This is a genomic window from Streptomyces davaonensis JCM 4913, from assembly GCF_000349325.1.
Lineage (GTDB): Bacteria > Actinomycetota > Actinomycetes > Streptomycetales > Streptomycetaceae > Streptomyces > Streptomyces davaonensis.
Map to the genome: position 1 here is coordinate 5387842 of NC_020504.1, position 23712 is coordinate 5411553.

Consider the following 23712-nt stretch of genomic DNA (forward strand, 5'->3'; position numbering starts at 1 on the left):
CACCCGTACGGGGTAATCCGGTCGTTCAGGGCAAGCTTGACGCGGTCCGGACAGATCCGGCAGGTCAAAGCAGTGTCCTAAACACACGTCACTCTGTTAGATGAGTGTGGACACCAGAACACCCCGCACACCCACGGGGGACCGCTCGTCGGGATTCGACGACGCTCCCGCGCTGAGCATGGTGAAGGTGCCGAGCGATCCGGCGCAGATCATCGTCAATCACGCCAGTTTCCGCGTGCAGTTGGGCGCGTCGACGAGACGCAGCCAATCGCCGCGGATCGCACGGCACTTGAGCGCCACCGAGGGCACCCCCCGCGTCCCGGCGGCCGGTGCCGCGGGCAGCGGCCGCCGTCGGCCCGTCGTCTGGAGCGGCAGGTCCGCGCCCGACGACACCGGCGCCCACCGGCTGCTCCAGGCGGTGCGGGGCGCCGGCGTCGGCCATGCCGAGGAACCGGCCGACGCGGGCGCCACCCAGGTCATCCCGCGCGTCGGCGTCAACGACGGCTACGGCGGGGACAGTTACGACGCCCTCGCGCAGACCGTGGAGACCCCCGTCGTCGGCGCCCAGCGCACCCCGCCCGACGGCGACGGCACCCGGCTGCTGCCCGACATGCGCCAGGTCGGCAGCGCCTACGACGAGGAACTCGACTACGACGACCGGGAGTTCGCGGAGCCAGGCTTCGCGGACCCGGACTTCGCGGACCCGGACGAGGGTGCGCGGTCCCGGCGTCACGCGGACGACCCCTCGCGGCACGCCTACTACCCGGGCCGCCGCATGAACCTGGGCGTCGTCCTCCTCCCGCTGCGCATCTTCCTCGGCTTCATCTCCATCTACGCCGGCATGGGCAAGCTCTGCGACCCCGTCTACTTCGACGGCGGCAAGCGCGGCTCGATGGTGAAGTGGCTCAACACCCTGCACCCGTGGGAAGTCGCAGAGCCGCTGCGCCAGTTCGCCCTGGAGCACCCCGTCGGCTCCGGCCTGCTGATCGCCTTCTTCCAGGTCATCGTGGGCGTCCTCACGATCCTGGGCTGCTGGCAGCGGGTCGCCGCCGTGGTCGGCGCGCTGCTCTCGGCCGCGCTGCTCATCACCGTCAGCTGGAAGAGCGTCCCCGTCTACGACGCCCCCGACATCATCTATCTGGCCGCCTGGTCCCCGCTGATCATCGCGGGCGCCCCCGTCTACTCCATCGACGGCCGCCTCGCGGGCAGCGCCTGGCGCCGCCTCGGACCGCGCGCCGACATCTGGGACCTGCGCCGCTACGTCCTGCGCCGCGGTGCCCTGATCACCGCGATCGTCACCGGGCTGACCCTGCTGATCGGTTCGCTGCTCGGCGGCGCCGTCCGCGACGCCGACCGCGTGGTCGTCCCCGGCCCCGGCGAGGCCCCGCGCAACGAACTCCCCGGCTCCCCGCTCCCCTCCGAGCCCGGCGAGCGCCGGGAGCGCACCCCGTCGGCGTCCACCTCCCCGACCCAGGGCGCCACGTCGGCGGCCCCCACGGCAGGCGCCGCCACGACTCCGGGCGCCGCCCAGGGCGCCACCACGGCGGGCACGCCCAGCGAGACCCAGGGCACCGCGGGCCAGGCCCCGCCGCCCCAGCAGACCACCCCGGTGGAGGAGGCCCCCAGCACCAGCGCGGGCCCGACCTCGGGCGGCACCACCGGCGGCGACAGCACGCCGGGCGGCACGGGAGGCGGAGGATCCACCTCCGGTGAACCGGGCCTGGTAGGCGGCCTGTTGGGGTAGATGGGCCGGTGGGCGGGATTCTGGGTTAGCCCACCGGCAGTAACAACCAAACCCATGGTTCCCCGCGCTCCTTCAGGGGCGCGGGGCTCTGTTTGATGCGCGGCTCCGCCGCGTGGGCGCGCTCAGCCCCCACTCAGCCGCTCTATGACCGAAGAGCAGACAGCTCCTTGGCAGCCTCGGTCAGATCCTTCGCCGTATCGATGGCCCGCCAATACGCACCCTGAGGAATCGGGAATCCCGCAAGCCGGTGCTCCCGGGCCAGCCGCGGAAACGTCGTCCGCTCATGGTCCCCCCGCTCCGGGAGCATCGCCGCGAACTCGGCGGAGAAGACGTACACACCCGCATTGATCTCGTACGTCGTCGGCGGCGCCTCGATGAAGTCCGTGACGTGTCCGAAGCCGTCCGTCTGCACGGCGCCCCAGGGGATCCGCGGCCGGGCCAGCGCGAGGGTCGCGACGGCGTCGCGCTCGGTGTGGAAGTCGGCCATGTCGCGCAGCGAGAACCGGGTCCAGATGTCGCCGTTCGTGGCGTACCAGGGGCGGTCGGGGTGCGGCAGATGCGCGGCGGCGTACTTGAGGCCGCCGCCGCGGCCGAGGGGCTCGGTCTCCACGACCGTGGTGACCTGGACCGGGAGGTCCGCCTGGGCCAGCCAGTCCTTGAGGACGTCCGCGAGGTGGCCGCAGCTGACGACGACGTCGGTCACGCCCTCTTCCGCGAGCCAGGCGATCTGATGGCCGATGATCGGCGTGCCCGTGCCGGGGATTTCGACCATGGGCTTGGGGCGGTCGTCGGTGTACGGGCGCAGGCGGGAGCCTTGGCCGCCGGCCAGGATGACGGCTTGGGTGGGGCGGGAGGCGGCGCGGGGATCGGTCATGGGGCGAACTGTATGTGGCCGCTGCGCCTACTGGGGTGGGGGGTGCCTCATGCTGTGCGGGTGCGGCGCCGTCGTGGCTGGTCGCGCCCACGCGGCGGAGCCGCAAATCAAATAGAGCCCCGCGCCCCTGGGGGGCCTGCGGCCCCCGGGCCCCCTGCCCAGGGGGCCCGGGACGGCTGCGTCAGTTGTGGGCCGCTGCCACGCCCGTCGCGAACGCTGTGTCGCAGACCGGGCGGGCGTAGGACTGGGCGCGGGTCGGGCCGTAGACGCGGACCGCTGCTCGGCCGAGGGCGCGGGCGATGGAGGCGCAGTGGCGGGCGAGAGAGGGGCGCTCGTCCACGGCCTGCTGGAGGTGGGTGAGCGCGACGCCCGGGTTCTTCCGGGTGAGCTCGGCGATCAGCTGGTCGCGCAGCACGTCCTGCGGGGCGCGGGAGACCGAGCCGGGCTTGGCGTCCGACACCGAGGCGTCCGATGCCGTGAGCACCGAGTTCGCGGGGTTCCCCGACCAGTTGACCCGGGTGACCGCGAGGGTCCCGGAGAGCACCAGGACGACGGGCAGGACGAGGGCGAGCGAGCGGCCGATCCGGCGGGCGGGGCCCTGGCCGCGTCGCGTCTGTTGGTTAGTGGAGTGCTTCACGCGAGTGAGGGTAGCGCCCGGTAATGATTTGGCGACATTTAGTCACCGGTTCGGGGGATGAAGTCGTGCCCCTTTTTGGGTAGAGGGTTGACGCTCACTGCTCGAAATGGGCGATATGCCGGGGTATTTGTCGACAACAAAAAGGGCCCCGCAGCGGTCTGCGGGGCCCTTCTCGTCAACCTGGGTGATTCACCCGGTTCGTACCTCAGTCGGTGAGACGCTCGCCCGTGGAGGTCGAGAACACGTGGGTCTCGCCCGGACGCGGCACGACGTGCAGCTGGGCGCCCTTCTCCGGGACCTGGCGGCCGTTGACGCGGACGACCAGGTCCTTCTTCTCACCGCTGACCTCGGCGGTGCCGTAGACGTAGCCGTCGGCGCCGAGCTCCTCGACGACGTTGACGGAGACCGCGAGACCGGCCGGGGCGTCCTCGGTGTCCTTGGACAGGGAGGAGGCGGCGCCGCCGTTCTGCTCGACGATGTCGAAGTGCTCGGGGCGGACGCCGACGGTGACCGTGCGGTCGCCCTTGTCGGCGGCGGCCTTGAGGGCGTCACGGTTGACCGGGACGACGCTGTTGCCGAACTTCACACCGCCGTCGGTGATCGGGACCTCGACCAGGTTCATGGCGGGGGAGCCGATGAAGCCGGCGACGAAGAGGTTGGCGGGGCGGTCGTACATGTTGCGGGGGCTGTCCACCTGCTGGAGCAGACCGTCCTTCAGTACGGCCACGCGGTCACCCATGGTCATGGCCTCGACCTGGTCGTGGGTGACGTACACCGTGGTGATGCCGAGCCGGCGCTGGAGGGAGGCGATCTGCGTACGGGTGGAGACACGGAGCTTGGCGTCGAGGTTCGACAGCGGCTCGTCCATGAGGAAGACCTGCGGTTCACGCACGATCGCGCGACCCATCGCCACACGCTGGCGCTGACCACCGGAGAGGGCCTTGGGCTTGCGGCCGAGGTACTCGGTGAGGTCCAGGATCTTCGCCGCGTCCTCGACCTTCTGGCGGATCTCCGCCTTCGGCACACCGGCGATCTTGAGCGCAAAGCCCATGTTGTCGGCGACGGTCATGTGCGGGTAGAGCGCGTAGTTCTGGAACACCATGGCGATGTCCCGGTCCTTCGGCGGCAGGTGGGTGACGTCGCGGTCGCCGATGCGGATGGCGCCGGAGTTGACGTCCTCGAGCCCCGCCAGCATGCGGAGCGAGGTGGACTTGCCGCAGCCGGACGGGCCGACCAGAACGAGGAATTCTCCGTCCTCGATCTCGATGTCGAGCGCGTCTACGGCGGGCTTCTCGGAACCCGGGTAGATCCGGGTCGCCTTGTCGAACGAGACAGTGGCCATGGTGATGGGCCCCCTTCTACCGGCAGGAACGTGCCGGACGATCCGTTGTAGGAAGGTGGTGGTGTAGTCCATGTGAGTGGACTGACCTCGGACGGTACCTGGCGTTCACCTGCTCTGTCAGCACCCGGACCCCTGTGAACTTCGCGGAAATTTTCGACAGGGGCACGCCGGGTCGTGGGTACACTGCACGGGCACGTGCGTGCACGCCTCCTTAGCTCAGCTGGTCAGAGCGCCGCTCTTGTAAAGCGAAGGTCGTCGGTTCGAATCCGACAGGGGGCTCTCTCTTCCTTTCCCGAGGGCCCTGCCACGGCACCCCCTGCGGCCGTACCCTGGTCGGCACAACGGAACCGCGCCGGCTTGGGGAGGTCACGGGGTGAGAGGTCCGGAACGGGTCCGCAATGAATTGGCCGTGGCCATCGTGGACGCGCTTCAGGAGTCGGCGACGGTCAGGCAGACGAGCAGCCGCGAGTTATGGCGGGAGATGCTCGCCAGTGAGCTGGGCGCGCCGGTGGAGCCGTTCGGCGGTGACCGGCTGCGGCCCTGGCTGCTCCAGGTCGTCAAGGCGTGCATGGCGGTCGGTGACGGCGCCGCCTGTCTGGTGCGCTCGCTCGAGTACGTGGAGCAGGAGTCGGCGACAGTAGCCGCGTTATGGCCGCTCGTGGACGAGGTGGAGGCGGTCGACTTCTTCGACAGTGCCGACCTCGGCCACCTACGGCCGGTCCTGGAATCCCTGCGCACCATCGAGCTGGCGTCGATGGCACGGCGCGCGAGCCGCTCCCGGGTCCAGGAGCTGCCCCGCTGGTGCCAGACCGGCTGGCAGGTCTTCCTGCGTCTTGCGGGCCAGAACACCCCACCCGGCGAGCTGCCGCCCAGCATGGCCTTCGTGGCACTGGCCGCCGACCGGTTCGTGGAGGAGGGCTGGATGGAGGCCGCGGAAGGGCTGCGCCGGTTCAATCGCGGCCAGTCCCAGCGGCTGGGTCTTGAGGGCCTGCTGGGCGAGTGGCAGCACTCGGAGCTGCCGCAGCCCGCGCCCTCGGTGGTGCCCGCGTATCTGATGATCCAGTTCGAGCCGGACCGCAATGAGGACGGCCGCTACTACCTCACCCACTGGCGCCAGTCCGACTCCACGGGCTGGCACCCGGTGCGCGGCGAGACCGTCCACCTGTGCCGCGACGAACTGCCGGGCGCGGTGGAGCGGCTGATCGAGGAGTCCGAGGCGCGCTGGGCCGATCTGCGCCAGCCGGTCATCCTGGAATTCGTGTTGCCTTGGGAACTGCTCAATGAGCCGGTCGAGTGGTGGTCGAAAGATTCCGGTCATCTCGATCCGACCCCTTTGGCCATGGACTATCCCGTTCTGATCCGCTCGCTGGAGCGGCTTCAGCGCGCCGCCTGGCACCGGCCCTGGCACGCCAAGTGGCGGCAGTTGAAGGAGCGCCCGGCCGACAGCCAGCCGCACTGGAGCCGGCCGGGCGAGGACGGGGCGTACTTCTTCCATCTGGAGCGGGAGCTTAAGGAGGACGGGCACGCCGTGTGCCTGGTGCTCAGCGAGCCGCCGGGCGACGACTCGGGCACCGGGCGCCGTGAAGTGCTGGCCGGGCTGCGGGCCGGGGTGCCCGCGATGATCTGGCACCGCTCGGACTGCTCCGACCCGCACTTCCAGGACGCGATCAGCGAGATCCTCCAGGACCGGGGGCTCGGCTCGCTCGCGGAGAGCGTCGGCAAATGGCGCAATGACGCGCTCGCGCTCGGACCCGAGGGCTGGGACGGCCACGTCGGGCGTCATCTGGCCATCCTTCTGGACGACCCCGAGCGCAAGCCGGGCCCCCCGGGGCCGGTGTAGCGGCGATGACTTCGCAGAGCGCGGCGCGAGGCATGCCCGGGCGCCTGTTGCGGCCCGGCGGCGGCTTCTTGTCGATACGCGCAGGAGAGTGGCAGACGGCCTTGCGGGCGGCAGTGGGCGGTGCCACGCTGGACGCGAGAAGAGCCGGCGTGCTCGACACCCCAGGGGGGCGCGTTCCATCCGCTGTTCCTTCACCCTCCGATCTACTGTCCAGTTTGTACTCCCGCCCCCCGTGGCCTGCCGTCTTGCACTGTATGCAGACCACTGCCAGGCTTGGCACGTGGATGTCACGCATGCCCTTACCGGACGCTCTGAGAGCGCTACTAATGCAGTGTGACGATGTCCCACGAACAGCGGCGGAACCGGCGTCTGACGAAGCGTCACTGGATGCCGTACCGCATGCCTTGAGCGAACTGGCGCGGTCGTCCTCCGCGGACCCTCCGTCCGTGCTCCTCGTCGTGGACGATCACGCGACGATGCGGGTGTGGGAGAAGACGGTCCGGAAGCTGGCCGATGAACTCGCCCGCGAGGAACGGCTGGGCGGGGTCAGCACGGTACGGCTGCTCAGTTCCGATGACACCGAGCCGGCCCGGATCCGGCTGGAGGAACTGCCGTCCGCCCCGTCCGAGCGGCGGGTGGTGCTGGTGCTGACGGACGGTCTGGCCGCGGGCTGGCGCTCGGACGCGGTGCTGCCGCTGCTGCGGGAGTTGGGGCGGACCGAGCCGCTCGCCCTGTTGCATCTGCTGCCCCAGCACTTGTGGTCCAGAGCCGGACTCGACGTGAACCGGATGCGGTTCGGCTGCGCCCGCCCCTGGGCGCCCAACGACACCCTGCGCTGGGAACTGCGCACTTCTCCCCTCGAACCCGTCGACGACGCCGACGCCCGTACCGGCGTGGTCCCGGTCCCCGTGCTGGAGCCGACCGAGCGGTCGCTGTCCGGCTGGGTCGACCTGGTCACGGGAGGCTCCGACGGCTGGGTGGAGATGTCGGGGATCCGGGCCCGGGACTGGAAGCGCCGGGCGGACGCGGCGCGGGCGGTGCCCTGGGTGGAGGACGTACCGGACCCGGCCAGTGCCGTACCGCCCTGGGAGCGGGTCTCGGACTTCCGGGCCGCCGCCTCCCCGACCGCGTTCACCCTCGCCACCCGGCTCGCCGCCGCGCCGTTGACCCTGCCGGTGATGAACGCGGTGACCGCCTCGGTGCCGGGGGCCGGGCCCGCCCATCTGGCGGAGCTGCTGATGAGCGGCCTGGTGCGGACCTCCGGCGCGGACGCCGAGCGCGCGGCTGATGTGGCCTTCGTGTTCGGCCCCAACATCCGCCAGGAGTTATTGGCGCTGTCCCGGCGCAGGGACACCGCCCGGGTGCTGCACGACGTCCGGGTCCTGCTGACGTCCGAACCGCCGGAAGTGCGCGAACCGCTTGCCACCGGCCCCCAGGTCGCCGAGCCGCTCCTGCCCGCCCCCGAGGAACTCCTCGAAACCGCCGACGTGCCCTCGGTGACCCGGCGCAACGTCGCCTTCCTCCGCGTCGAACTGGCCGCGCTGCGCGCCCTGTCCGGGAAGTTCCTCGTCAGAGCCGACCGGCTGGCCCGCGCCCTGCGCGACTACGACCGGCAGAACTCCGTCAGCCTGCGCAAGGGCGTGGGCTCCCGCACCGCTCACGAACAGGCCCCGACGAGGGCCGGGACAACTTCAGAAGGAGCCACGGCCATGACCGCCACGCATACGCAGCCCGCGGTGGAGAGCGGGCGTTCGACGCCGCGTATCTGGGGCAACATCCCGCCGCGCAACCCCAATTTCACCGGCCGGGTGGACCTTCTCGATCGTCTGAGTGAGCGACTCCGTGAGGGCACCACCACTGTGCTGCCCGAGGCGATCCACGGCATGGGCGGTGTCGGCAAGACGCAGTTGGCGATCGAGTACGCCTACCGCAATCAATCCGAGTACGACGTCGTGTGGTGGATCGCCGCCGAGCGCCCTGGCCAGATCGGGCAGGCCCTGGTGGAACTGGCCCAGCGGCTGGGCCTGGTGACCAGCTCCGAGGCCAACATCGCCGGTCCCGCAGTGCGGGAGGCGCTGCGCGAGGGACGGCCGTACTCGCGCTGGCTGCTGATCTTCGACAACGCGGACAGCCCGGAGCGGGTGCGCGACTACTTCCCGACCGGGGGCAGTGGCACCATTCTCGTCACCTCCCGCAACCGGCGCTGGAGCGTGGTCGGTCCCTCCCTCGAAGTCGATGTCTTCACCCGTGAGGAGAGCAAGGAGCTGCTGCGCCGCTCCGGGCCCGACGACCTCGACGACCGGGACGCGGACCGGCTCGCCGACGCCCTCGGAGATCTGCCGCTGGCGCTGGAACAGGCGGCGGCTTGGCGGGCCGAGACCGGAATGCCGGTCTCGGAGTATCTGCGGCTGTTCGAGCACAAGCGGGCCGAGCTGCTGGAAGTCTCGCCGCCGCCGGACTACCAACTGCCGGTCGCCGCGGCGTGGAACGTCTCGCTGGACCACCTGGAGACCCGCAGCCTCACCGCGCTGCGGCTGCTCCAGCTCTGCTCCTACTTCGCGCCCGACCCGATCTCTCGGTCCATCTTCTCCGGGCTCGGCGGCTCCACCATCGACCCCGAACTGGACCGGGCGCTCAACGACCCGATGCGGCTCGCCCGCGCAGTACGGGAGATCAACCGCTACTCCCTCGCCCGGATCGACCACCGCACCAACTCGATCGAAATGCACCGCCTGGTCCAGGCCGTGCTGATCCACCGCATGACCCCCGAGGAACAGAACCGCATGCGCAATGGGGCCCACACCCTTCTGGCCGCCGCAGACCCCAAGGGTCCCAACCAGTCGGCCAACTGGACGCGTTACGCCGAGCTGTACGGCCATGTGATCGCCTCCGGCGCCATCGAGTCCGACCAGCCGTGGGTCCGCGAACTCGTGATGAACGTGGCGAAGTACCTCTGGTACTGGGGCGACCACAAGGTGGCCCGGGAGTTCACCGAGCAGGCGTGGCAAACCTGGCAGGCACTGTTCGGAGAGGAGGACCAGCAGACCCGGCTGATGGGCTGGTGGCTGTGTTTCCTCTACCTGAAGGTCGGGCGCTACGACGACGCCTCCCAGCTGGTCGAACGGCTGAAGGACATCTACGTCCGTACCGCGCCCGAGGGCCCTGAGGACACCCGCGAGGACGCGCTGGAGACGATGAACCTCGAGGCCGCGGTGCGACGTGTCCAAGGGGACTTCGCCGCTGGTGTGGAACTGGACGAGATGGCCTACGACCGGGCCCGGCGCGCCTTCGGCGAGGACGACCCGACGACGCTGGGCCGCGCACACAACCTCGGGGTGAGCCTGCGTCTCGTGGGCGAGTTCCAGCGGGCGCTGGAGCTGGACCGGCACACGCACGCGCTGAAGACGCGGCTGTACGGGGGGGATCACAACCAGTCGCTGGTCACCCAGGAGTCCATCGCCATCGACGTCCGCGAGACCGGGGACTACGTCGGTGCACGGTCCTTGCAGGAGGCGGTCGTCGACGGATTCCGACCCGTCTTCGGCGCCGGGAACCCACAGACGCTCCAGTCGCTGCGGCAGCTCGGTGAGGCGTGCCGGAAGGAGGGCGACCACGCGAAGGCGCTTGAGCTGTCGCGAGAGGCCTTCAACCAGTTCACCCGGCGGTACGGCGACACCCACCCCGAGTCCCTCGCTGCCGCGCTGGCGCTGTCGGTGGCGCTGCGGCACAGTGGCGAGCTGGAGGCGGCCGGGGAGCGCGGGGCGAAGACCAGTGAGCGGTTCCGGCGGGTGTTCCAGGCCGATCATCCGCATGTGCTGGCCGCGGATGTGGATCTCGCGGTGACTTTCCGGCTGCTGGGGCGTGTGGAGGAGGCGCGGGCGCTGGATGAGGCGGCGCTGGCCTCGCTGACCGAGCGCCTGGGGGAGGGGCATCCCATCGTGTTGGCTACCGCGATCAATCTCGCGAGCGATCTGAGTGCGTTGGGACAGGTGGCCGAGGCGCGTGAACTTGGGGAGCGGTCGCTGGAGTTGAGCCGGGAGCGGCTGGGGGAGAACCACCCCACGGCTCTGGTGTGCGCGGCGAATCTGTCGCTGGATCTGGCTGCGCTCGGAGCGACGGATGAGGCGGAGGCGTTGCGGGCGGACACCTTGTCCCGTATGGAACAGGTTCTGGATGCGCCTCGGCTGCGGTCCGCAGAAGCGGCGCCGCATCCGGCGACTGTGCAGGTGCGGGCTCGGGAGCGGGCCAACTGTGACATCGATCCGATGCCGTTGTGATGTGACGGTGGTGCGGGCTCGCTGTGGCGCGGGTGGGGTGAGTGTCGCTCACCCGCGCGTGCGGGGGTGAGGGGGACCCCCAGCCCACCCGTGCCGCCCTGCGGCAGGACTGCCCGCGGCTACGCGAGCCAGGTTGCCAGGGCTATTGGGTCCGGAGGGGTGCCCGTAGCCGCTGTTATTGCTGCGTGTACTGCTCGGGCTTGTTCTGGGCTGTGGCGTAGGAAGTGGGCTGTTGTGGGGGAGGTTTGGGTCAGGGTTTGGGACAGGCCCGACCAGGCTGTGGGGTGGGTGGGGTCGGTTGTCAGGTGGGTTTTGTAGGCCTCTTGGGCTGCTTCTGTTTCGCCTGTCGCCAGTAGGACGTCTGCGCGCAGGGCTCCTGTTACTGCCGCCTTCTCCGGATCCTCTCCTGACAGGCGGTGGCGGGTCAGGACGGCCAGTGTGTTCAGCCAGCGGGCGGATTCGTCGCTGACCACCTCGGAGGGAGCGGCGAGGGAGTGGGGTGGAGTCGGGGCTCCGGAGAGCCAGGCCTGCGTGGTCTCCTCCACTGCCTGGCGCGGTGGGCGCAGGTGGTGTGCGCGCCAGCGGGTCTCGTGGTCCGCGGCGCAGCGGCGCGCCAGGGCCAGGGGGGTCTCCGGGACTGGTTCGTCCAGCCAGCGGGTGCACAGGGCGTACAGGCGGTCCAGGAGCTGCGCTCCTATGGGCGTCAGGCGCTCATGGCGGTGGACTTGGCGCAGGGCCGTGGTCACCTGGGCTCGCCAGAGGGCGAACTCGAAGTGGGCCAGGGGAGTCGAGGCCCCCGAGGCCAGACGGTGGGTGCGCCAGAAGCGCGTGATGCCGACGAAGGCGTAGATGCCTTGCAGCAGGCCGTCCAGCGGGCGGGGGTCGTCCCGCCAGGGGGCGTACCAGAGTTCGGGGGAGTCCGAGGTCTCCGGGGTCAGCAAGGGTGTCAGGTGCAGCAGGCCGCCCAGCTTGGTGTGCTGGAACTCGTGCACCAGGGTCACCGCCAGCTGGACCGGGTCGTCCGCTTCCGAGGATTCGACGCCGCCGAATGCATCCCCGGCTGTCACACTGCGTGGCCGAAACCTTTCCTGCGGCGGGGTCGGAGTCAGCGACAGCAGACCCCGGCGCATCGCCTCCGCGGTCCTCGGCTGTTCGTCCAGCAGTATTGTCCAGGCCCGCTCCAGCATGCGCCGCCACGCTTCCGCCGACTCCTCGGACAGCGGGCGCGGTTCGGTCGGCCGGGGGTACGTCCGGTACGGGTCCACGTCGTCCAGGGCCAGCGAGAGGCGGTGGGTTGCGGGGCCGAGCAGCAGCCGGCGAAGGGGGTGCCAGCCCGGCGCCGGGGTGTCCGGCGTGGCCGGCACCGTGACCGTGGCACCCGGTGTCGTGACGACCGCGCGGCCCGCCTCCCGACCTACGGTTGCCATCGCCCACGGCTCGGTGGCCGGGAGTTCGGCGCAGCCCAGGGTCGGCAGCGGTACCCGGCCGTGCCGCATCGGGACCTCGATGGTGAAGTCCAGCTCCGCGCGTAGCGCTGCCGCGGCGGCCAGGGAGGAGATATGGCCCAGCACAACCCACAGCGGCGGATCGTCCTGCGGGTCGCTGCCGCGCAGTCTGCGCAGCGCCGTGACCAGCCACATTCCGGTCTGCGGATAGAGCAGCAGGTCGTCGACGACGTCCGGTGCCCGGCGCTGGGCCGCGCTGAGCAATTCCCACGCGGGGTCGAGGCCGGTCGCGTCGTCGAGCATCCGTAACAGCAGCAGCCGTCGGCTGCGTTCGGCCGCGAGCAGCAGGTCCACCGTGCCCGGACCGCCCTCGCCGCAGCTCAGTTCCTCCAGGCCGGACGACGGCAGATGGTGATGGAGGAACGCGCCCTCAGCACGCATGGGCGGCCCCGGGCTCCTCAGTCATAACGTCCCGGATTGAAGTTGCTGACGCTCTCCTGCGCGAGGTCAATGTGCTGGTGCAGTTCGTCCAGCGATCCGGCAAGAGCCAGACTGTCCATGGAGCGCAGCGATTCAAGAGAAACCCCCGCGAGATCGACTAGGTTGGACTCGACGGCGGCCACAGACGGCTCCATGACGGCCAAACCCCTTCCCCCCGGCTCTAGTTGTGCTACGGGCTGCTCACATCCCCCTGATAATGGCCCGCGGTGCCGGGGATGAAACCCCGCGTTCGTGCCGCGCCGCGATATCAGGTCAGCGGTGGCGCCGGGACAACTCCACCGCCTCCTGGTCCATTCGGACGACCCCGACGGATTCGCCCTCCACCAACCGTATCGCTTCCAGGAGTTGGTCCAAGGTCCCGCGATAACGCAGACAAGTACGCACGATCCCGAAGACGTCCGGGCGCAGGGCGGGGGAGCGCGGGCTCATCGCCGAGATCACCGGATCGATGCTGTCCAGGACGAGAGCGAGGCCGTTGCGGTCGCTCACGCAGGGCAGCAGGGTCAACGCGGTGACGAGGCCGTCGAGTTCGTGCAGGGGGAGATTCTCCGGCAGGGCGGCGAGACTGATCCGTCCGGTGGGGCTCGGGGGCAGACCGGCGTGCTCGTGGAGCAAGTCCAGTTCACTCGCGGTCAGCAGCGCGTACCAGCGGTCCACGGGGGTGACGGTGAGGTGACCCGGCCCGTCCGTCCCGCGGTGCGCGCCGCCGACCAGGCCGATCAGGAGGTCGTCGTGCCAGACCGCGGCGCCGGACATGCCCTCCCAGGGCCAACGGTCCGGACGAGTGTTCATGCATCCCGCCGGTAGTGGGTCGACGGCGAGTTCGAGGGTGTCGCCGCGGTCGTCGGACGGCGCCTTGACCGTTCCGCTGATGCGGAGACCGGTGTACCCCAGGGCCGTGAAGGGCACGGGGGCGGCCTGCTGGGTCAGGGTGCCGTAGGCGGGGGGTGAGCAGAAGCCGAACGCCACGCCCGTGAGCTTCAGCAGCGCCACATCGGCCCGGTCGGAGGCGAGTGCCACGAGGGCGGGTGAGGTCCACATGCTGTGGCTGCCCAGTCCGACCCATACGGTCGCTTCCTGTGCGCCGTCGAGCAGCTGGGCCGAGGTGAGGATCCATCCGGTGTGGACCCGGTACCCGGAGCCGTGCCGCTCCCGGCCCCGCCCTGCGGTCACGACGATCTCTGCCACCCGTGCCGGATCCGGTCTCACCGCCACTGCAGCAGACCCCCGGTTCCCTCGCAACTCCTGTACTGCCTCCGCGAGTTAGATCCTATTCCGCCCCTACCCGCTACCAGTACCGCTGTTCTGTCACTCGATCCGGGTGGATTCGGTGCCGTGAAACCGATGCGACGTCTGCGATGCATTATGGTTGCTCAAGAAGTCAGAAACCACCCTAAATAGTGAAATGGACGAGTATATGGACAAGTCTGGAGTCGAGTCCGAGCTGATCGACCTCAGTGGTGTTCCGTTGGACGCCTGGCCCACTCTTCCGCTTCCGCCCGCCGACGGCTCACTACGCCGCCTGCTCAGCCGTATCGACGACCCGGCCAGCAGCCTCGGTGGCTACAACCCGCAGCGCGACGAAGCGTGACGAGCCCGCACGTCCTGCCGGCCGACTCCTTCGACGAACTGCTCGGCGGCGGTGGCGGTCCCGCCGCCGTGGCCGAGCTGCGGGCGAGCGAGCGCAGTTGGCGGCTGTTGGTGGTACGGGCGCTCCTGGACGCCTCCGACGAGGCCCCCACGACTGCCTGGCGGCTCCTCATGCGGGCCCGTGCCGCGGACGAGACCGCCTTCGAGGAACTGCTCGCCTATCCGGCCGTCGGCGTATGGGCCGCGCACACCCTGCGGAGGCTGCGCGGTACGGCGGCCGGTGCCGGCGCCCCGGACACCGGCTATCTGCACGCCGTCGCGGCCAGCGCAGGGATCCGGGCGGGAGTGGACTTCCGTACCGACGTCCCCGTGCACGAAGGCTGGGCCGTGCTCCCCGCGCTGGGCGCCATGCGGGTGGCGGGCGGGGGATCTGCCGAGGTGGTCGCCGCCGACGGCCGTGTGCTGGTCGCCGGGAGGCCGCTCGGCGGGGCCGACTGGCACCCGCTCACTCGGCTGGAGGGGGAGGGATGCGGGCTGCTGCTGGACGACACCGACCCGTACCGCACCCTGCGTACCCCCGTCCCCGCCGAGCCCGTCGACACCGACGACTGGCAGGGGCTGTTCGCCGAGGCGTGGGAGATCCTGCGTGAGTGGGACGAGAGCGCGGCCTGCGCGCTGGCCGAGGGCCTCGTGACCCTCGTACCGCGCCCCCGTGCCGAGAGGTTCCGGCCGCACAGCGCCTCCTCCGGGGACGCCTTCGGTGCGGCCCTCGCCTCCGTCCCCGACGACGGCGAGCAGCTCGCCTCGACGCTGGTGCACGAGTTCCAGCACAACAAACTCAGCGCCTTCATGCACCTGTTCACGCTCTACGACGACCAGGGCAGCGGCGGCGGACGGCTGCACTACGCCCCCTGGCGGGACGACCCGCGGCCGCTGGGCGGGCTGTTGCAGGGCGTGTACGCCTTCTTCGGGGTCACCGGGTTCTGGCGGCGGCGCGCGCATCCGCTCGGGCGGTTCGAGTTCGCGTTGTGGCGGGCTCAGACCGTACATGCGTTGCGCGGGATCGGTGCGGCGGAGGGGCTGACCGGGCTGGGGCGGCGCCTGGTGGCCGAGCTGGAGGGGCGGCTCGCACCCTGGCTGGCGGAGCCGGTGGAGGAGCGGGCCGCCGTGGCCGCGGAGTTGGCGGTGGCGGATCATCGGGCGACCTGGCGGGCGTATCACCTGCGTCCCGATCCGGGGGCGGTGCGCGCGTACGCCACCGGCCGCCCGCTGTTTGCCGACCCGGCTCCGCCGGACCTCGTGCCCGGCACCCCGTCCCGCGGGCTCGACACCCGGGCCGTGCTGGCCCGCTGGCTGCTGGCCGACCCGGCCGGGTTCGACGCGCTGCGGGCGGACCCCGGGGCCACCGTGGAGGGCGCCCGGCCCGAGGACGTCGCCCTGGTCGACGGGGACGCGGAACGGGCGTCGCGGATGTGCCGGGAGCGGATCGCGCGGGGCGACGGGGACCCCGAGACCTGGGTGGGCCTCGGGCTCGCGGCGCGGGTGGCCGGGGACCCGGCGGGCGCGGCGCTGCTCGCCCGACCGGAGCTGGTGATGGCGGTGCATGCGGAACTCGGGGCGGGGGCCGATCCGTTGGAGACGGCTCGGGGGCTGGTCAGCGACCCGGTGTCAGCAGTCGGAGACCGCCCGGGGCTGCTCAGCCGCCCAGTTCCAGCAGCGCCTCGTCCGTGAGTCGGTACACCGTCCACTCGTCCTGCGGGCGGGCGCCCAGGGACTCGTAGAAGGCGATGGACGGGGTGTTCCAGTTCAGGACGGACCACTCCAGGCGCTGGTAGCCGCGGTCCACGCAGATGCGGGCCAGTTCGGTGAGCAGGGCCTTGCCGTGGCCGGCGCCGCGGGCGGTGGGGCGGACGTAGAGGTCTTCGAGGTAGATGCCGTGGACCCCGCGCCAGGTGGAGAAGTTCAGGAACCACAGGGCGAAGCCGACGGCTTCGCCGTTGGTGTCGTCGACGGCCATGTGGGCGTAGGCGGCGGGACGGTTGCCGAAGAGCGCCTCGTGCAGCTGCTCCTCGGTCGCCTTCGCCTCGTCCGGGGCCTTCTCGTACTCGGCCAGCTCGCGGACGAGGGTGTGGATGACGGGGATGTCGGCGGGGGTCGCGTTGCGGATCATGGGGTGAGGCTAACCCCGGCGGGCGCGCAGCCGTTCGGCGATGTCCAGTTGTTCCGGAACGGGAGAGTTGCCCTCCTCGACCTGCCACACCGCGTTCTGGAGCACCCGGCCCAGCGTCCAGGCAAGGGCCCGGTTCCGGTCCAGGCCCAGGACCTCCGTCATCGCGTCGAAGCGCCAGAGGACTTCGTCGGCGTCGAAGCGGTTCCACAGGGCGGGGAGCAGTTCGAAGCCGGGGTCGCCCGCGAGCGGTTTGGGGTCGATGGCCAGCCAAGGGGCGCGGTCGGCGGCCAGGACGTTCTCGAAGTGCAGGTCCCAGTGGAGGAGCCGGTCGCCTGGCTCGTCCGCCACCTCGCGGACGGCCGCGGCGCAGTCCGCCAGCAGGGGCCACTCCTTCACCTGGGCGGCCTCGGCGCGGTCCAGGAGACGCGGGGCGAGGTCGCCGAGGCGGCGGAGTTCCGGCGGGGCGGGGGTGGCGGTCAGGTGGGCCAGCAGCCCGGCGACGACCAGGGTGGCCTCGCGGGTGTCGTCCAGGTCGTCCAACGGGCGTTCCGCGTCGAGCCGTTCGAGGAGCAGCGTGCCGTTGTCGGCGGCCAGGAGTCGTACGGCACTGTCGCCGTTCCAGGCCTGTAGCGCGACCGGTTCTCCTACGGTCTCGTCGTCGACGTCCTGGAGTTTGAGCACGGCGGGTGTTCCGTCGGCCCGGAGCACGGGGAGGACGTGCGCGCAGCGGCCTCGCATGGGCGGGCCGTCGCGGCGCAGCTCCCACTGCTGGAGGTAGTGCACGGCGCGTTCCGTCAGCTCGTCCGGAAGGTCGGTCACGAGCCGACCGTAGCGGTGCTCCCGGGTCGCTCACCACGCGATATCGACGAAATCCGAAGGAGACAGTGGCCGTCGGCGCAGGTTAACGTCCCGGCCATGAGCAGCTCGGTCAGCGATGTCGTCAACGGCGGCGTCTCCTTCTGGTACGCGGACGACGGTCTCCCTGCGGTGCGGGAGCCGCTGTCCGGGGACGCCTCGGCGGATGTGGTGATCGTCGGTGGGGGATACACGGGGCTCTGGACCGCGTACTACCTGAAGAAGGCGGCGCCTTTTCTGCGGATCACCGTTCTTGAGCAGAAGTTCTGTGGGTACGGCGCCTCGGGGCGCAACGGCGGCTGGCTGTACAACGGCATCGCGGGGCGTGACCGGTACGCCAGGCTGCACGGGCAGGACGCCGCCGTGCGGTTGCAGCGGGCCATGAACGACACCGTCGACGAGGTCCTCGCCGTCGCGGCGGCGGAGGGCATCGAGGCGGATGCGCACAAGGGTGGGGTGCTCGAAGTGACCCGTACGCCCGCGCAGTTGGCTCGGCTGCGGGCCTTCCACGAGGCGGAGCCGGCCTTCGGGGAGCGGGATCGGGAGCTGTACGGCGCCAAGGAGACCGCGGAGCGGATCCGGGTCGCGGACGCGGTCGGCTCGACGTGGACGCCGCACGGGGCCCGGGTGCATCCGGTGAAGCTGGTGAAGGGGCTCGCGGCGGCCGTCGAGGCGCTCGGGGTCGCCATTCATGAGCAGACACCGGTGACCGAGATCCGGCCCAAGCACGCGGTGACGCCCTACGGTACCGTCCGGGCGCCCTATGTCCTGCGCTGCACCGAGGGGTTCACCGCCGCGCTCAAGGGGGAGCGGCGGACCTGGCTGCCGATGAACTCCTCGATGATCGTCACCGAGCCGCTGAGCGACGAGCAGTGGGAGTCGGTCGGGTGGGACGGGCGGGAGACGCTCGGCGACATGGCGCACGCCTATATGTACGCCCAGCGCACGGCCGACGGGCGGATCGCGCTCGGCGGGCGCGGGGTGCCGTACCGCTTCGGCTCGAAGACCGACAACGACGGGCGTACGCAGGAGGCGACCGTCTCGGCGCTGCGGGAGATTCTGGTCGGGTTCTTCCCCTCCCTCGCGGGTGTGCGGGTGGCGCACGCCTGGTCCGGGGTGCTGGGGGTGCCCCGGGACTGGTGCGCGACGGTGACCCTGGACCGCTCGACGGGGCTCGGCTGGGCGGGCGGGTACGTCGGCTCGGGCGTCGCCACGGCGAATCTCGCGGCGCGCACCCTGCGCGACCTGGTCCAGCAGGACTCGGGGCAGGGTGGGCGCACGGAGCTGACGGATCTGCCGTGGGTGGGGCACAAGGTCCGCAAGTGGGAGCCGGAGCCGCTGCGTTGGCTGGGGGTGCAGGGCATGTATGCCGTGTATCGGGCTGCGGATCGGCGGGAGGCGGTGACTCAGGGGGCGGAGTCGTCGCGGTTGGCTCGGGTGGCGGACCGGGTGGCGGGGCGGAGCTGAGCGGCACTTCTCCGAGGGGTGCGGCTCACGGCTCCAGTACGACCTTCCCCACCGTCCCCCGCCCCTCCAGCGCCCGATGTGCCGCGGCCGCTTCCGTGAGGGGGAAGCGGGTGACCGCCGGTGTCAGGTGGCCCTCTGCCGCTTCCACCAGGGCCCGGAGTTCCAGGGTGCGGACCGGGTTGGGGCCGCCTGCCTTGGCGAGCATGGAGGGGCCGAGGACTTGCTCGGACAGGCCCTCGACCAGGTACGGCTCGCCTTCGTGGATGCCCTCGCCGGACCAGCCGAAGACGATGTGTCGGCCCTCGGGGCCGAGGAGGGCGACGGACTCGCGGGCCACGTCGCCGCCCACGCCGTCGAAGACGACCGTGGCCGTCCGGCCGCCGAGCCATGCGCGCACCTTCGCCGGCCAGTCGGGGTCCTTGTAGTCGACGGCGAGGTCGGCGCCGTTCGCCTGCACGCGGGCGACCTTCTCCGCACCGCCGGCCAGGCCGATGACGGTGGCCCCCGCGCCCTTGGCGTACTGCACGAGCAGGGTGCCGATGCCCCCGGCCGCCGCCGGGACGACGGCCACGGAGTCCGGGCCCAGGTCGGTGAACTGGAGGATCCCCATCGTCGTACGACCCGTGCCGATCATGGCGACCGCCTCGGCGAAGTCCAGGTTGGCCGGGATCTCGTGCAGCCGTTCGACCTCGGTGACGGTCAGTTCGGCGTAACCGCCGGGCGCGAAGCCGATGTGGGCCACCACCCGCTTGCCGAGCCAGAGTTCGGCCACTCCCTCGCCGAGGGACTCGACCACCCCCGCGACCTCCCGGCCCGGGATCGTCGGCAGCGATGTCGGGGCCGGGCCGGGGCCCTGGTGGCCCTCGCGCAGGGCGGTGTCGAGGAGATGGACACCGGCCGCGGCGACCGCGATACGGACCTGGCCGGGGCCGGGCCGAGGGTCCTCGACCTGCTCGTAGGTGAGGTTCTCGGCCGGGCCGAAGGCGTGCAGACGGATGGCGTGCATGAAGGACCCCCATCGAGGTGCGTGCGCCTGTCGCCAGGCGACGTACGGCTGTCTCAGGTCCCCAACTCTTCAACCTCAAGCATGCTTGAGGTCAAGGGTCTTCTGGCCGAGCGCCAGCGACACCGCGGTGAGGGCGCTGTTGAAGGACACCTCGGAGAGCACGCCCGGCGCGGCCACCTGGTCGCCCGCGAGGTAGACGCCGTTACCGCGGTCGATGGCCGGCCGGTCCCGCCAGCTCGTGCCCGGCAGGTCCACGGCGCCGGTACGGCCGTTCGCGAGGGCCTCCCGCCGCCAGGTGACCCGGTCCCGCCAGCCCTCGAAGGCGAGGTCCAGCAGCTCTTCGGCACGGGCGGTCCCGGCCGCCTTCGACTCGTCCGGGCCGAGCGGGATCTGCCCCTGGATCAACGACTCACCGGCCGGCGCGAGCGTCCGGTCCTGCGCCGTGAACCGCTCGATCCACCCCGTGCGGTCCAGGTCGGACACGGCGAATGCGTCCCCGCGCCGGGTGCGTACGGCGAGGTCGATCAGTGCCGTACGGCCGCTCGTCCAGGTCAGGCTGTCGTCCTTGAGCAGCCGCCGGGCGGCGTCCAGCGAGGTGGCGACGACGACCGGGGCGTCGGTCGGCAGGGTGTCGACACGGGACAGGGTCTCCATCCGGACCCCGAGGTTCCAGGCGTGGTCGGCCATCCGCCCGATGACACTGCCCCAGCCACCGCGCGGGTAGTGCGCCTCCGGAGGCAGCTTGGTGGCCCGCCGCAGCCGCTCCTGCACGAAGGCGGCGGACAGTGACCCCGGATCGTGGTGGAAGAGGGCGACGGCGGAGTAATGGGCCGCCGCTCGGGCGCCCTCCTCGCCCGCGATATCGGTCGCCCAGGTCAGGAAGTCGACGTCGACCGGCGCCTGGGGCAGACCGCGGCGCAGCAGCTTGAGCATGCCGAAGGGCGGGGTGCGGCGCAGCACGCCGTGGTGCCGCAGCCGCAGCCGGGCGGCCTCCAGGGGCGGGAGCTGGGCGAGCGGCCCGATGAGACCGCGCTGCTTGAGCCAGGACCAGTGCGGGCCGCCGTTGTAGAGGGCGTGCGGTCCCTCGTTGGTGCGGTACGGCCCCTCGGCGGTCCGCGCCCGTCCGCCCAGGGTGTGGTGGGCCTCGTAGACGGTGACGTGGGCGCCCGATTCGGCGGCGGTGATGGCCGCGGCGAGTCCGGCGAAGCCGCCGCCGATGACGGTGATGCGGTGCATAGGGGTCTCCCTCTGCTCGGGTGGCCTTCTGCTCGGTGGCCTTTCTGCAAGTACGACGCGGCGACCGCCTCCAAATGTGACATCGCCCAGGTTTTCCCAGGTCAGGGTCATTGTCAGTGGTGGGGTGCAGCATGGGGGTCATGGCGAGTACGGGTGGCAGTGGTACGAGGGTGAAGGCGGCCCGGCGCCCCGAGGTGCGGCTGCCGGCGCTGGCGGAGTTCACCGAGGGGGAGCTGGAGCCGGACGGCGACTACGACGGTCTGGAGTTCCGGGAGGCGGATCTCGCGGGGCAGGACGGGGGCGGGGCGCGCTTCATGGACTGCGCGCTCAACGCGTGCGTGCTGGACGAGACGCGGCTCACCCGCGCCCGCTTCCTGGACTCGGTGCTCAGCGCCCCGCGCGGGGTCGGTACGGACCTGGCGGAGGCGACGCTGCGGGACGTGGAGCTGCTCGACGCCCGCCTCGGCGGGGTCCAGCTGCACGGCGCCGCCCTGGAGCGGGTCCTGATCCGCGGCGGCAAGATCGACTACCTGAACCTGCGCGCGGCCCGCCTGAGAGACGTGGTCTTCGAGAACTGTGTCCTGGTGGAGCCGGACTTCGGCGGCGCCGGGCTGGAGCGGGTCTCGTTCCCGGGGTGCGTGCTGAAGGGTGCGGACCTCGCAGGGGCGACTCTGACGGACGTGGACCTCAGGGAGGCGGCGTCCGTGGAGATCGCGCGGGGCGTGGACCGGCTGGCGGGGGCGGTGATCAGCACGGGGCAACTGCTGGATCTGGCGCCGGTGTTGGCGGCCGCCTTGGGAATCCGGGTGGAGTGAGGCTCAGGGCAGGCGGGGGAAGCGGGCCTGGAGGGTCCAGATCGCCGGGTTCTCCGCCAGGTCCTCGTGCAGATCGCACAGGTCGGCGATCAGGTCGTGCAGGAAGTCCCGTGCCTCGCGCCTGAGTTCGGCGTGCGAGAAGGTCAGCGGGGCCTCCTCCGCGGGCATCCAGTCCGACTCCACGTCGACCCAGCCGAAGCGGCGCTCGAAGAGCATCCGGTCGGTGGACTCGGTGAAGTCCAGTTCCGCCCGCTGCGGGCGGGAGGCCCGGGAACCCGCCGGGTCCTGGTCGATGCGCTCCACGATGTCGCACAGCGCCCACGCGAAGTCCAGCACCGGCACCCATCCCCAGGCTGTGGACAGCTCCCGGTCCGCCTTGGTGTCCGCGAGATAGACATCACCGCAGAACAGGTCGTGCCGCAGCGCGCGGACGTCCGCGCGGCGGTAGTCCGTCTGCGGCGGGTCCGGGAAGCGGTTGGAGAGGGCATAACCGATGTCGAGCACGTAGGTGATGGTGTCACGGCCTCGTAGGATCACGGTCGTGTCCCGGTTCGTGCGGCTACGCCTGGTTCCCGCCCTGCTCCTGCTGACGGCCTGCGGAGGTGGGGCGGACGGCTCCCCCGGCGCCCCCGGCCTGGGCGACCCGTACTTCCCGAAGGCCGGCAACGGCGGCTACGACGTCAGCCACTACGCCCTGGTCCTCGACTACGAGCCCGACACCCGCCGCCTCTCCGGCACGGCGACCGTCACCGCCCGCGCCACCCAGGACCTCTCCTCCTTCAACCTGGACCTGAAGGGGCTCACCGTCGACGGCGTCACCGTCGAGGGCGAGAGCGCCGACTGGGACCGCGACGGCCACGAGCTGACGGTCCGCCCGTCCGAGGGCCTCGACGACGGCGAGACCTTCGCCGTCCGGGTCCGCTACTCCGGCACCCCGAAGACGATCACCGACCCGGACGGCTCCCAGGAGGGCTGGCTGCGCACCCCCGACGGCGCCCTCGCCCTCGGCGAGCCCACCGGCTCCATGGCCTGGTTCCCCGGTAACCACCACCCCGCCGACAAGGCGTCGTACGCCATCACGATCACCGTCCCCAAGGGCGTCGAGGCCGTCTCCAACGGGGAGCTGACCGGCGAGCGCACCGCCGAGGGCCGTACGACCTACGACTGGCGCGTCACCGAGCCGATGGCGAGTTACGTCGCCACGCTCGCGATCGGGGAGTACGACATCCGCCGGGGCACGGCCGGGGACGTGCCGGTGTACACGGCCGTCGACCCCGATGTACCGGAGGTCGCTGACGAGCTGCGCGGCGCACTGGAGTGGGCGGAGTACAACTTCGGCCCGTACCCCTTCTCCTCCACCGGCATGATCATCGCCCGTGCGGAAGCCTCCGACTACGCGCTGGAGACCCAGAACCGGCCCGTCTTCCCCGGCGCCCCCGAAACCGAGCTGCTCGTCCACGAGCTGGCCCACCAGTGGTTCGGCAACTCCGTGACGCCCCGCACCTGGCGGGACATGTGGCTCAACGAGGGCTTCGCCACCTACGCCGAGTGGCTGTGGGAGGAGGACCAGGGCGGCGACAGCGCCGAGGAGACCTTCGAGGCGCTGTACGACTCCGACGACACCGACCTGTGGGCCTTCCCGCCCGCCGAGCCGCCCGGCGCCGCGGACATCTCCGACCGGCCGGTCTACGACCGCGGCGCCATGGTCGTCCACCGGATCCGCGAGACGGTCGGCGACGAGGCGTTCTACGACCTCGTCCAGGGCTGGACGGCCGCCCACCGCCACGGCAACGCGGACACCGACGACTTCACGCGCTACGTCGAACGGCACGCCCCGGACGAGGACTTCGACGCCGTCTGGGAGGACTGGCTGTACGGCGAGGGCAAGCCGGACCGCCCGTGACGGTCCGGCT

At 71.3% G+C, this 23712-nt stretch carries 19 protein-coding genes and 1 tRNA gene; 9 read left to right on the top strand and 11 right to left on the bottom strand.

What is annotated here, in order from left to right:
• The first annotated feature begins 100 nt into the window (after window positions 1-100).
• Window positions 101-1744, top strand: coding sequence for a DoxX family protein (locus BN159_RS23920; RefSeq protein WP_015659569.1), 1644 nt, complete (start codon window positions 101-103; stop codon window positions 1742-1744).
• A gap of 142 nt (window positions 1745-1886) precedes the next feature.
• Here the strand turns inward: BN159_RS23920 and BN159_RS23925 are convergent, their stop codons facing one another.
• The 3 genes from BN159_RS23925 to BN159_RS23935 form a co-directional block, all read right to left on the bottom strand.
• Window positions 1887-2618, bottom strand: coding sequence for a nucleotidyltransferase family protein (locus BN159_RS23925; RefSeq protein ID WP_015659570.1), 732 nt, complete (start codon window positions 2616-2618; stop codon window positions 1887-1889).
• A 181-nt stretch (window positions 2619-2799) separates the two neighbouring features.
• Entirely contained in the window at window positions 2800-3255 is a 456-nt protein-coding gene (locus BN159_RS23930; RefSeq protein ID WP_015659571.1) for a hypothetical protein, read from the bottom strand.
• Between the two features lie 205 nt (window positions 3256-3460).
• Window positions 3461-4597, bottom strand: coding sequence for an ABC transporter ATP-binding protein (locus BN159_RS23935; RefSeq protein WP_015659572.1), 1137 nt, complete (start codon window positions 4595-4597; stop codon window positions 3461-3463).
• Window positions 4598-4802: 205 nt separating this feature from the next.
• On the opposite strand from BN159_RS23935, the gene BN159_RS23940 reads away from it, so the two are divergent.
• The 3 genes from BN159_RS23940 to fxsT all read left to right on the top strand — a co-directional run bounded on the left by BN159_RS23940 (window position 4803) and on the right by fxsT (window position 10714).
• A tRNA-Thr gene (locus tag BN159_RS23940) sits at window positions 4803-4876 on the top strand.
• A gap of 94 nt (window positions 4877-4970) precedes the next feature.
• On the top strand, window positions 4971-6437 hold the full coding sequence (locus tag BN159_RS23945) for a VMAP-C domain-containing protein (protein ID WP_015659573.1): 1467 nt from the start codon (window positions 4971-4973) through the stop codon (window positions 6435-6437).
• A 326-nt stretch (window positions 6438-6763) separates the two neighbouring features.
• Window positions 6764-10714, top strand: coding sequence for an FxSxx-COOH system tetratricopeptide repeat protein (gene fxsT, locus BN159_RS23950; RefSeq protein WP_269450996.1), 3951 nt, complete (start codon window positions 6764-6766; stop codon window positions 10712-10714).
• Between the two features lie 119 nt (window positions 10715-10833).
• On the opposite strand, the gene BN159_RS23955 is transcribed toward fxsT, so the two are convergent.
• The 3 genes from BN159_RS23955 to BN159_RS23965 all read right to left on the bottom strand — a co-directional run bounded on the left by BN159_RS23955 (window position 10834) and on the right by BN159_RS23965 (window position 13848).
• Window positions 10834-12600 (bottom strand): HEXXH motif domain-containing protein, encoded by a 1767-nt coding sequence (locus tag BN159_RS23955; RefSeq protein ID WP_015659575.1) that lies wholly within the window; start codon window positions 12598-12600, stop codon window positions 10834-10836.
• Window positions 12601-12617: 17 nt separating this feature from the next.
• Window positions 12618-12782, bottom strand: coding sequence for a hypothetical protein (locus BN159_RS23960; protein ID WP_157901118.1), 165 nt, complete (start codon window positions 12780-12782; stop codon window positions 12618-12620).
• A 130-nt stretch (window positions 12783-12912) separates the two neighbouring features.
• On the bottom strand, window positions 12913-13848 hold the full coding sequence (locus tag BN159_RS23965) for an effector-associated domain 2-containing protein (RefSeq protein ID WP_015659577.1): 936 nt from the start codon (window positions 13846-13848) through the stop codon (window positions 12913-12915).
• Window positions 13849-14077: 229 nt separating this feature from the next.
• Here BN159_RS23965 and BN159_RS46060 point away from each other — a divergent pair, with 229 nt between their 5' ends.
• Both BN159_RS46060 and BN159_RS46065 read left to right on the top strand, forming a co-directional pair.
• Window positions 14078-14251 carry a hypothetical protein gene (locus tag BN159_RS46060; RefSeq protein ID WP_015659578.1) on the top strand — a complete coding sequence of 58 codons (174 nt, stop codon included), beginning with the start codon at window positions 14078-14080 and terminating at the stop codon, window positions 14249-14251.
• Complete coding sequence (locus BN159_RS46065; protein ID WP_015659579.1) at window positions 14248-15981, top strand: HEXXH motif domain-containing protein; 1734 nt, start codon at window positions 14248-14250, stop codon at window positions 15979-15981. Before BN159_RS46060 ends, BN159_RS46065 begins: the two co-directional genes overlap by 4 nt.
• Here the strand turns inward: BN159_RS46065 and BN159_RS23980 are convergent.
• Window positions 15947-16420 (bottom strand): GNAT family N-acetyltransferase, encoded by a 474-nt coding sequence (locus BN159_RS23980; protein ID WP_015659580.1) that lies wholly within the window; start codon window positions 16418-16420, stop codon window positions 15947-15949. The genes BN159_RS46065 and BN159_RS23980 overlap by 35 nt on opposite strands.
• A 9-nt stretch (window positions 16421-16429) precedes the next feature.
• Window positions 16430-17239 (bottom strand): aminoglycoside phosphotransferase family protein, encoded by an 810-nt coding sequence (locus tag BN159_RS23985; RefSeq protein WP_015659581.1) that lies wholly within the window; start codon window positions 17237-17239, stop codon window positions 16430-16432.
• A 96-nt stretch (window positions 17240-17335) separates the two neighbouring features.
• Between BN159_RS23985 and BN159_RS23990 the strand changes: the two genes are divergently transcribed.
• Window positions 17336-18742, top strand: a complete 1407-nt coding sequence (locus tag BN159_RS23990; protein WP_015659582.1) for an NAD(P)/FAD-dependent oxidoreductase — start codon at window positions 17336-17338, stop codon at window positions 18740-18742.
• Between the two features lie 25 nt (window positions 18743-18767).
• Here BN159_RS23990 and BN159_RS23995 read toward each other — a convergent pair whose 3' ends face one another.
• Together BN159_RS23995 and BN159_RS24000 are read right to left on the bottom strand one after the other, a co-directional pair.
• A complete protein-coding gene (locus BN159_RS23995; protein WP_015659583.1) occupies window positions 18768-19748 on the bottom strand; it encodes a zinc-binding dehydrogenase in 981 nt (326 codons plus the stop codon).
• Between the two features lie 75 nt (window positions 19749-19823).
• Window positions 19824-20984 (bottom strand): NAD(P)-binding protein, encoded by a 1161-nt coding sequence (locus BN159_RS24000; protein ID WP_015659584.1) that lies wholly within the window; start codon window positions 20982-20984, stop codon window positions 19824-19826.
• Window positions 20985-21115: 131 nt separating this feature from the next.
• On the opposite strand from BN159_RS24000, the gene BN159_RS24005 reads away from it, so the two are divergent.
• Window positions 21116-21799: a pentapeptide repeat-containing protein gene (locus tag BN159_RS24005; RefSeq protein WP_015659585.1), complete on the top strand. Its 684-nt coding sequence runs from the start codon at window positions 21116-21118 to the stop codon at window positions 21797-21799.
• Between the two features lie 3 nt (window positions 21800-21802).
• Here the strand turns inward: BN159_RS24005 and BN159_RS24010 are convergent, their stop codons facing one another.
• Entirely contained in the window at window positions 21803-22303 is a 501-nt protein-coding gene (locus tag BN159_RS24010) for a hypothetical protein (RefSeq protein WP_041821798.1), read from the bottom strand.
• Between the two features lie 7 nt (window positions 22304-22310).
• On the opposite strand from BN159_RS24010, the gene BN159_RS24015 reads away from it, so the two are divergent.
• On the top strand, window positions 22311-23702 hold the full coding sequence (locus BN159_RS24015) for a M1 family metallopeptidase (RefSeq protein WP_051113541.1): 1392 nt from the start codon (window positions 22311-22313) through the stop codon (window positions 23700-23702).
• The last annotated feature ends 10 nt before the right edge of the window (window positions 23703-23712 follow it).

Bases quoted from the DNA above. Each gene is read 5' to 3' on its own strand.
- BN159_RS24000 (WP_015659584.1), bottom strand. From the start codon at position 20,984: ATGCACCGCATCACCGTCATCGGCGGCGGCTTCGCCGGACTCGCCGCG.
- BN159_RS23990 (WP_015659582.1), top strand. From the start codon at position 17,336: ATGAGCAGCTCGGTCAGCGATGTCGTCAACGGCGGCGTCTCCTTCTGG.
- fxsT (WP_269450996.1), top strand. From the start codon at position 6,764: ATGCAGTGTGACGATGTCCCACGAACAGCGGCGGAACCGGCGTCTGAC.
- BN159_RS46060 (WP_015659578.1), top strand. From the start codon at position 14,078: ATGGACAAGTCTGGAGTCGAGTCCGAGCTGATCGACCTCAGTGGTGTT.
- BN159_RS23980 (WP_015659580.1), bottom strand. From the start codon at position 16,420: ATGATCCGCAACGCGACCCCCGCCGACATCCCCGTCATCCACACCCTC.
- BN159_RS24015 (WP_051113541.1), top strand. From the start codon at position 22,311: ATGGTGTCACGGCCTCGTAGGATCACGGTCGTGTCCCGGTTCGTGCGG.
- BN159_RS23995 (WP_015659583.1), bottom strand. From the start codon at position 19,748: ATGCACGCCATCCGTCTGCACGCCTTCGGCCCGGCCGAGAACCTCACC.
- BN159_RS23935 (WP_015659572.1), bottom strand. From the start codon at position 4,597: ATGGCCACTGTCTCGTTCGACAAGGCGACCCGGATCTACCCGGGTTCC.
- BN159_RS23920 (WP_015659569.1), top strand. From the start codon at position 101: ATGAGTGTGGACACCAGAACACCCCGCACACCCACGGGGGACCGCTCG.
- BN159_RS23955 (WP_015659575.1), bottom strand. From the start codon at position 12,600: ATGCGTGCTGAGGGCGCGTTCCTCCATCACCATCTGCCGTCGTCCGGC.
- BN159_RS24005 (WP_015659585.1), top strand. From the start codon at position 21,116: ATGGGGGTCATGGCGAGTACGGGTGGCAGTGGTACGAGGGTGAAGGCG.
- BN159_RS23925 (WP_015659570.1), bottom strand. From the start codon at position 2,618: ATGACCGATCCCCGCGCCGCCTCCCGCCCCACCCAAGCCGTCATCCTG.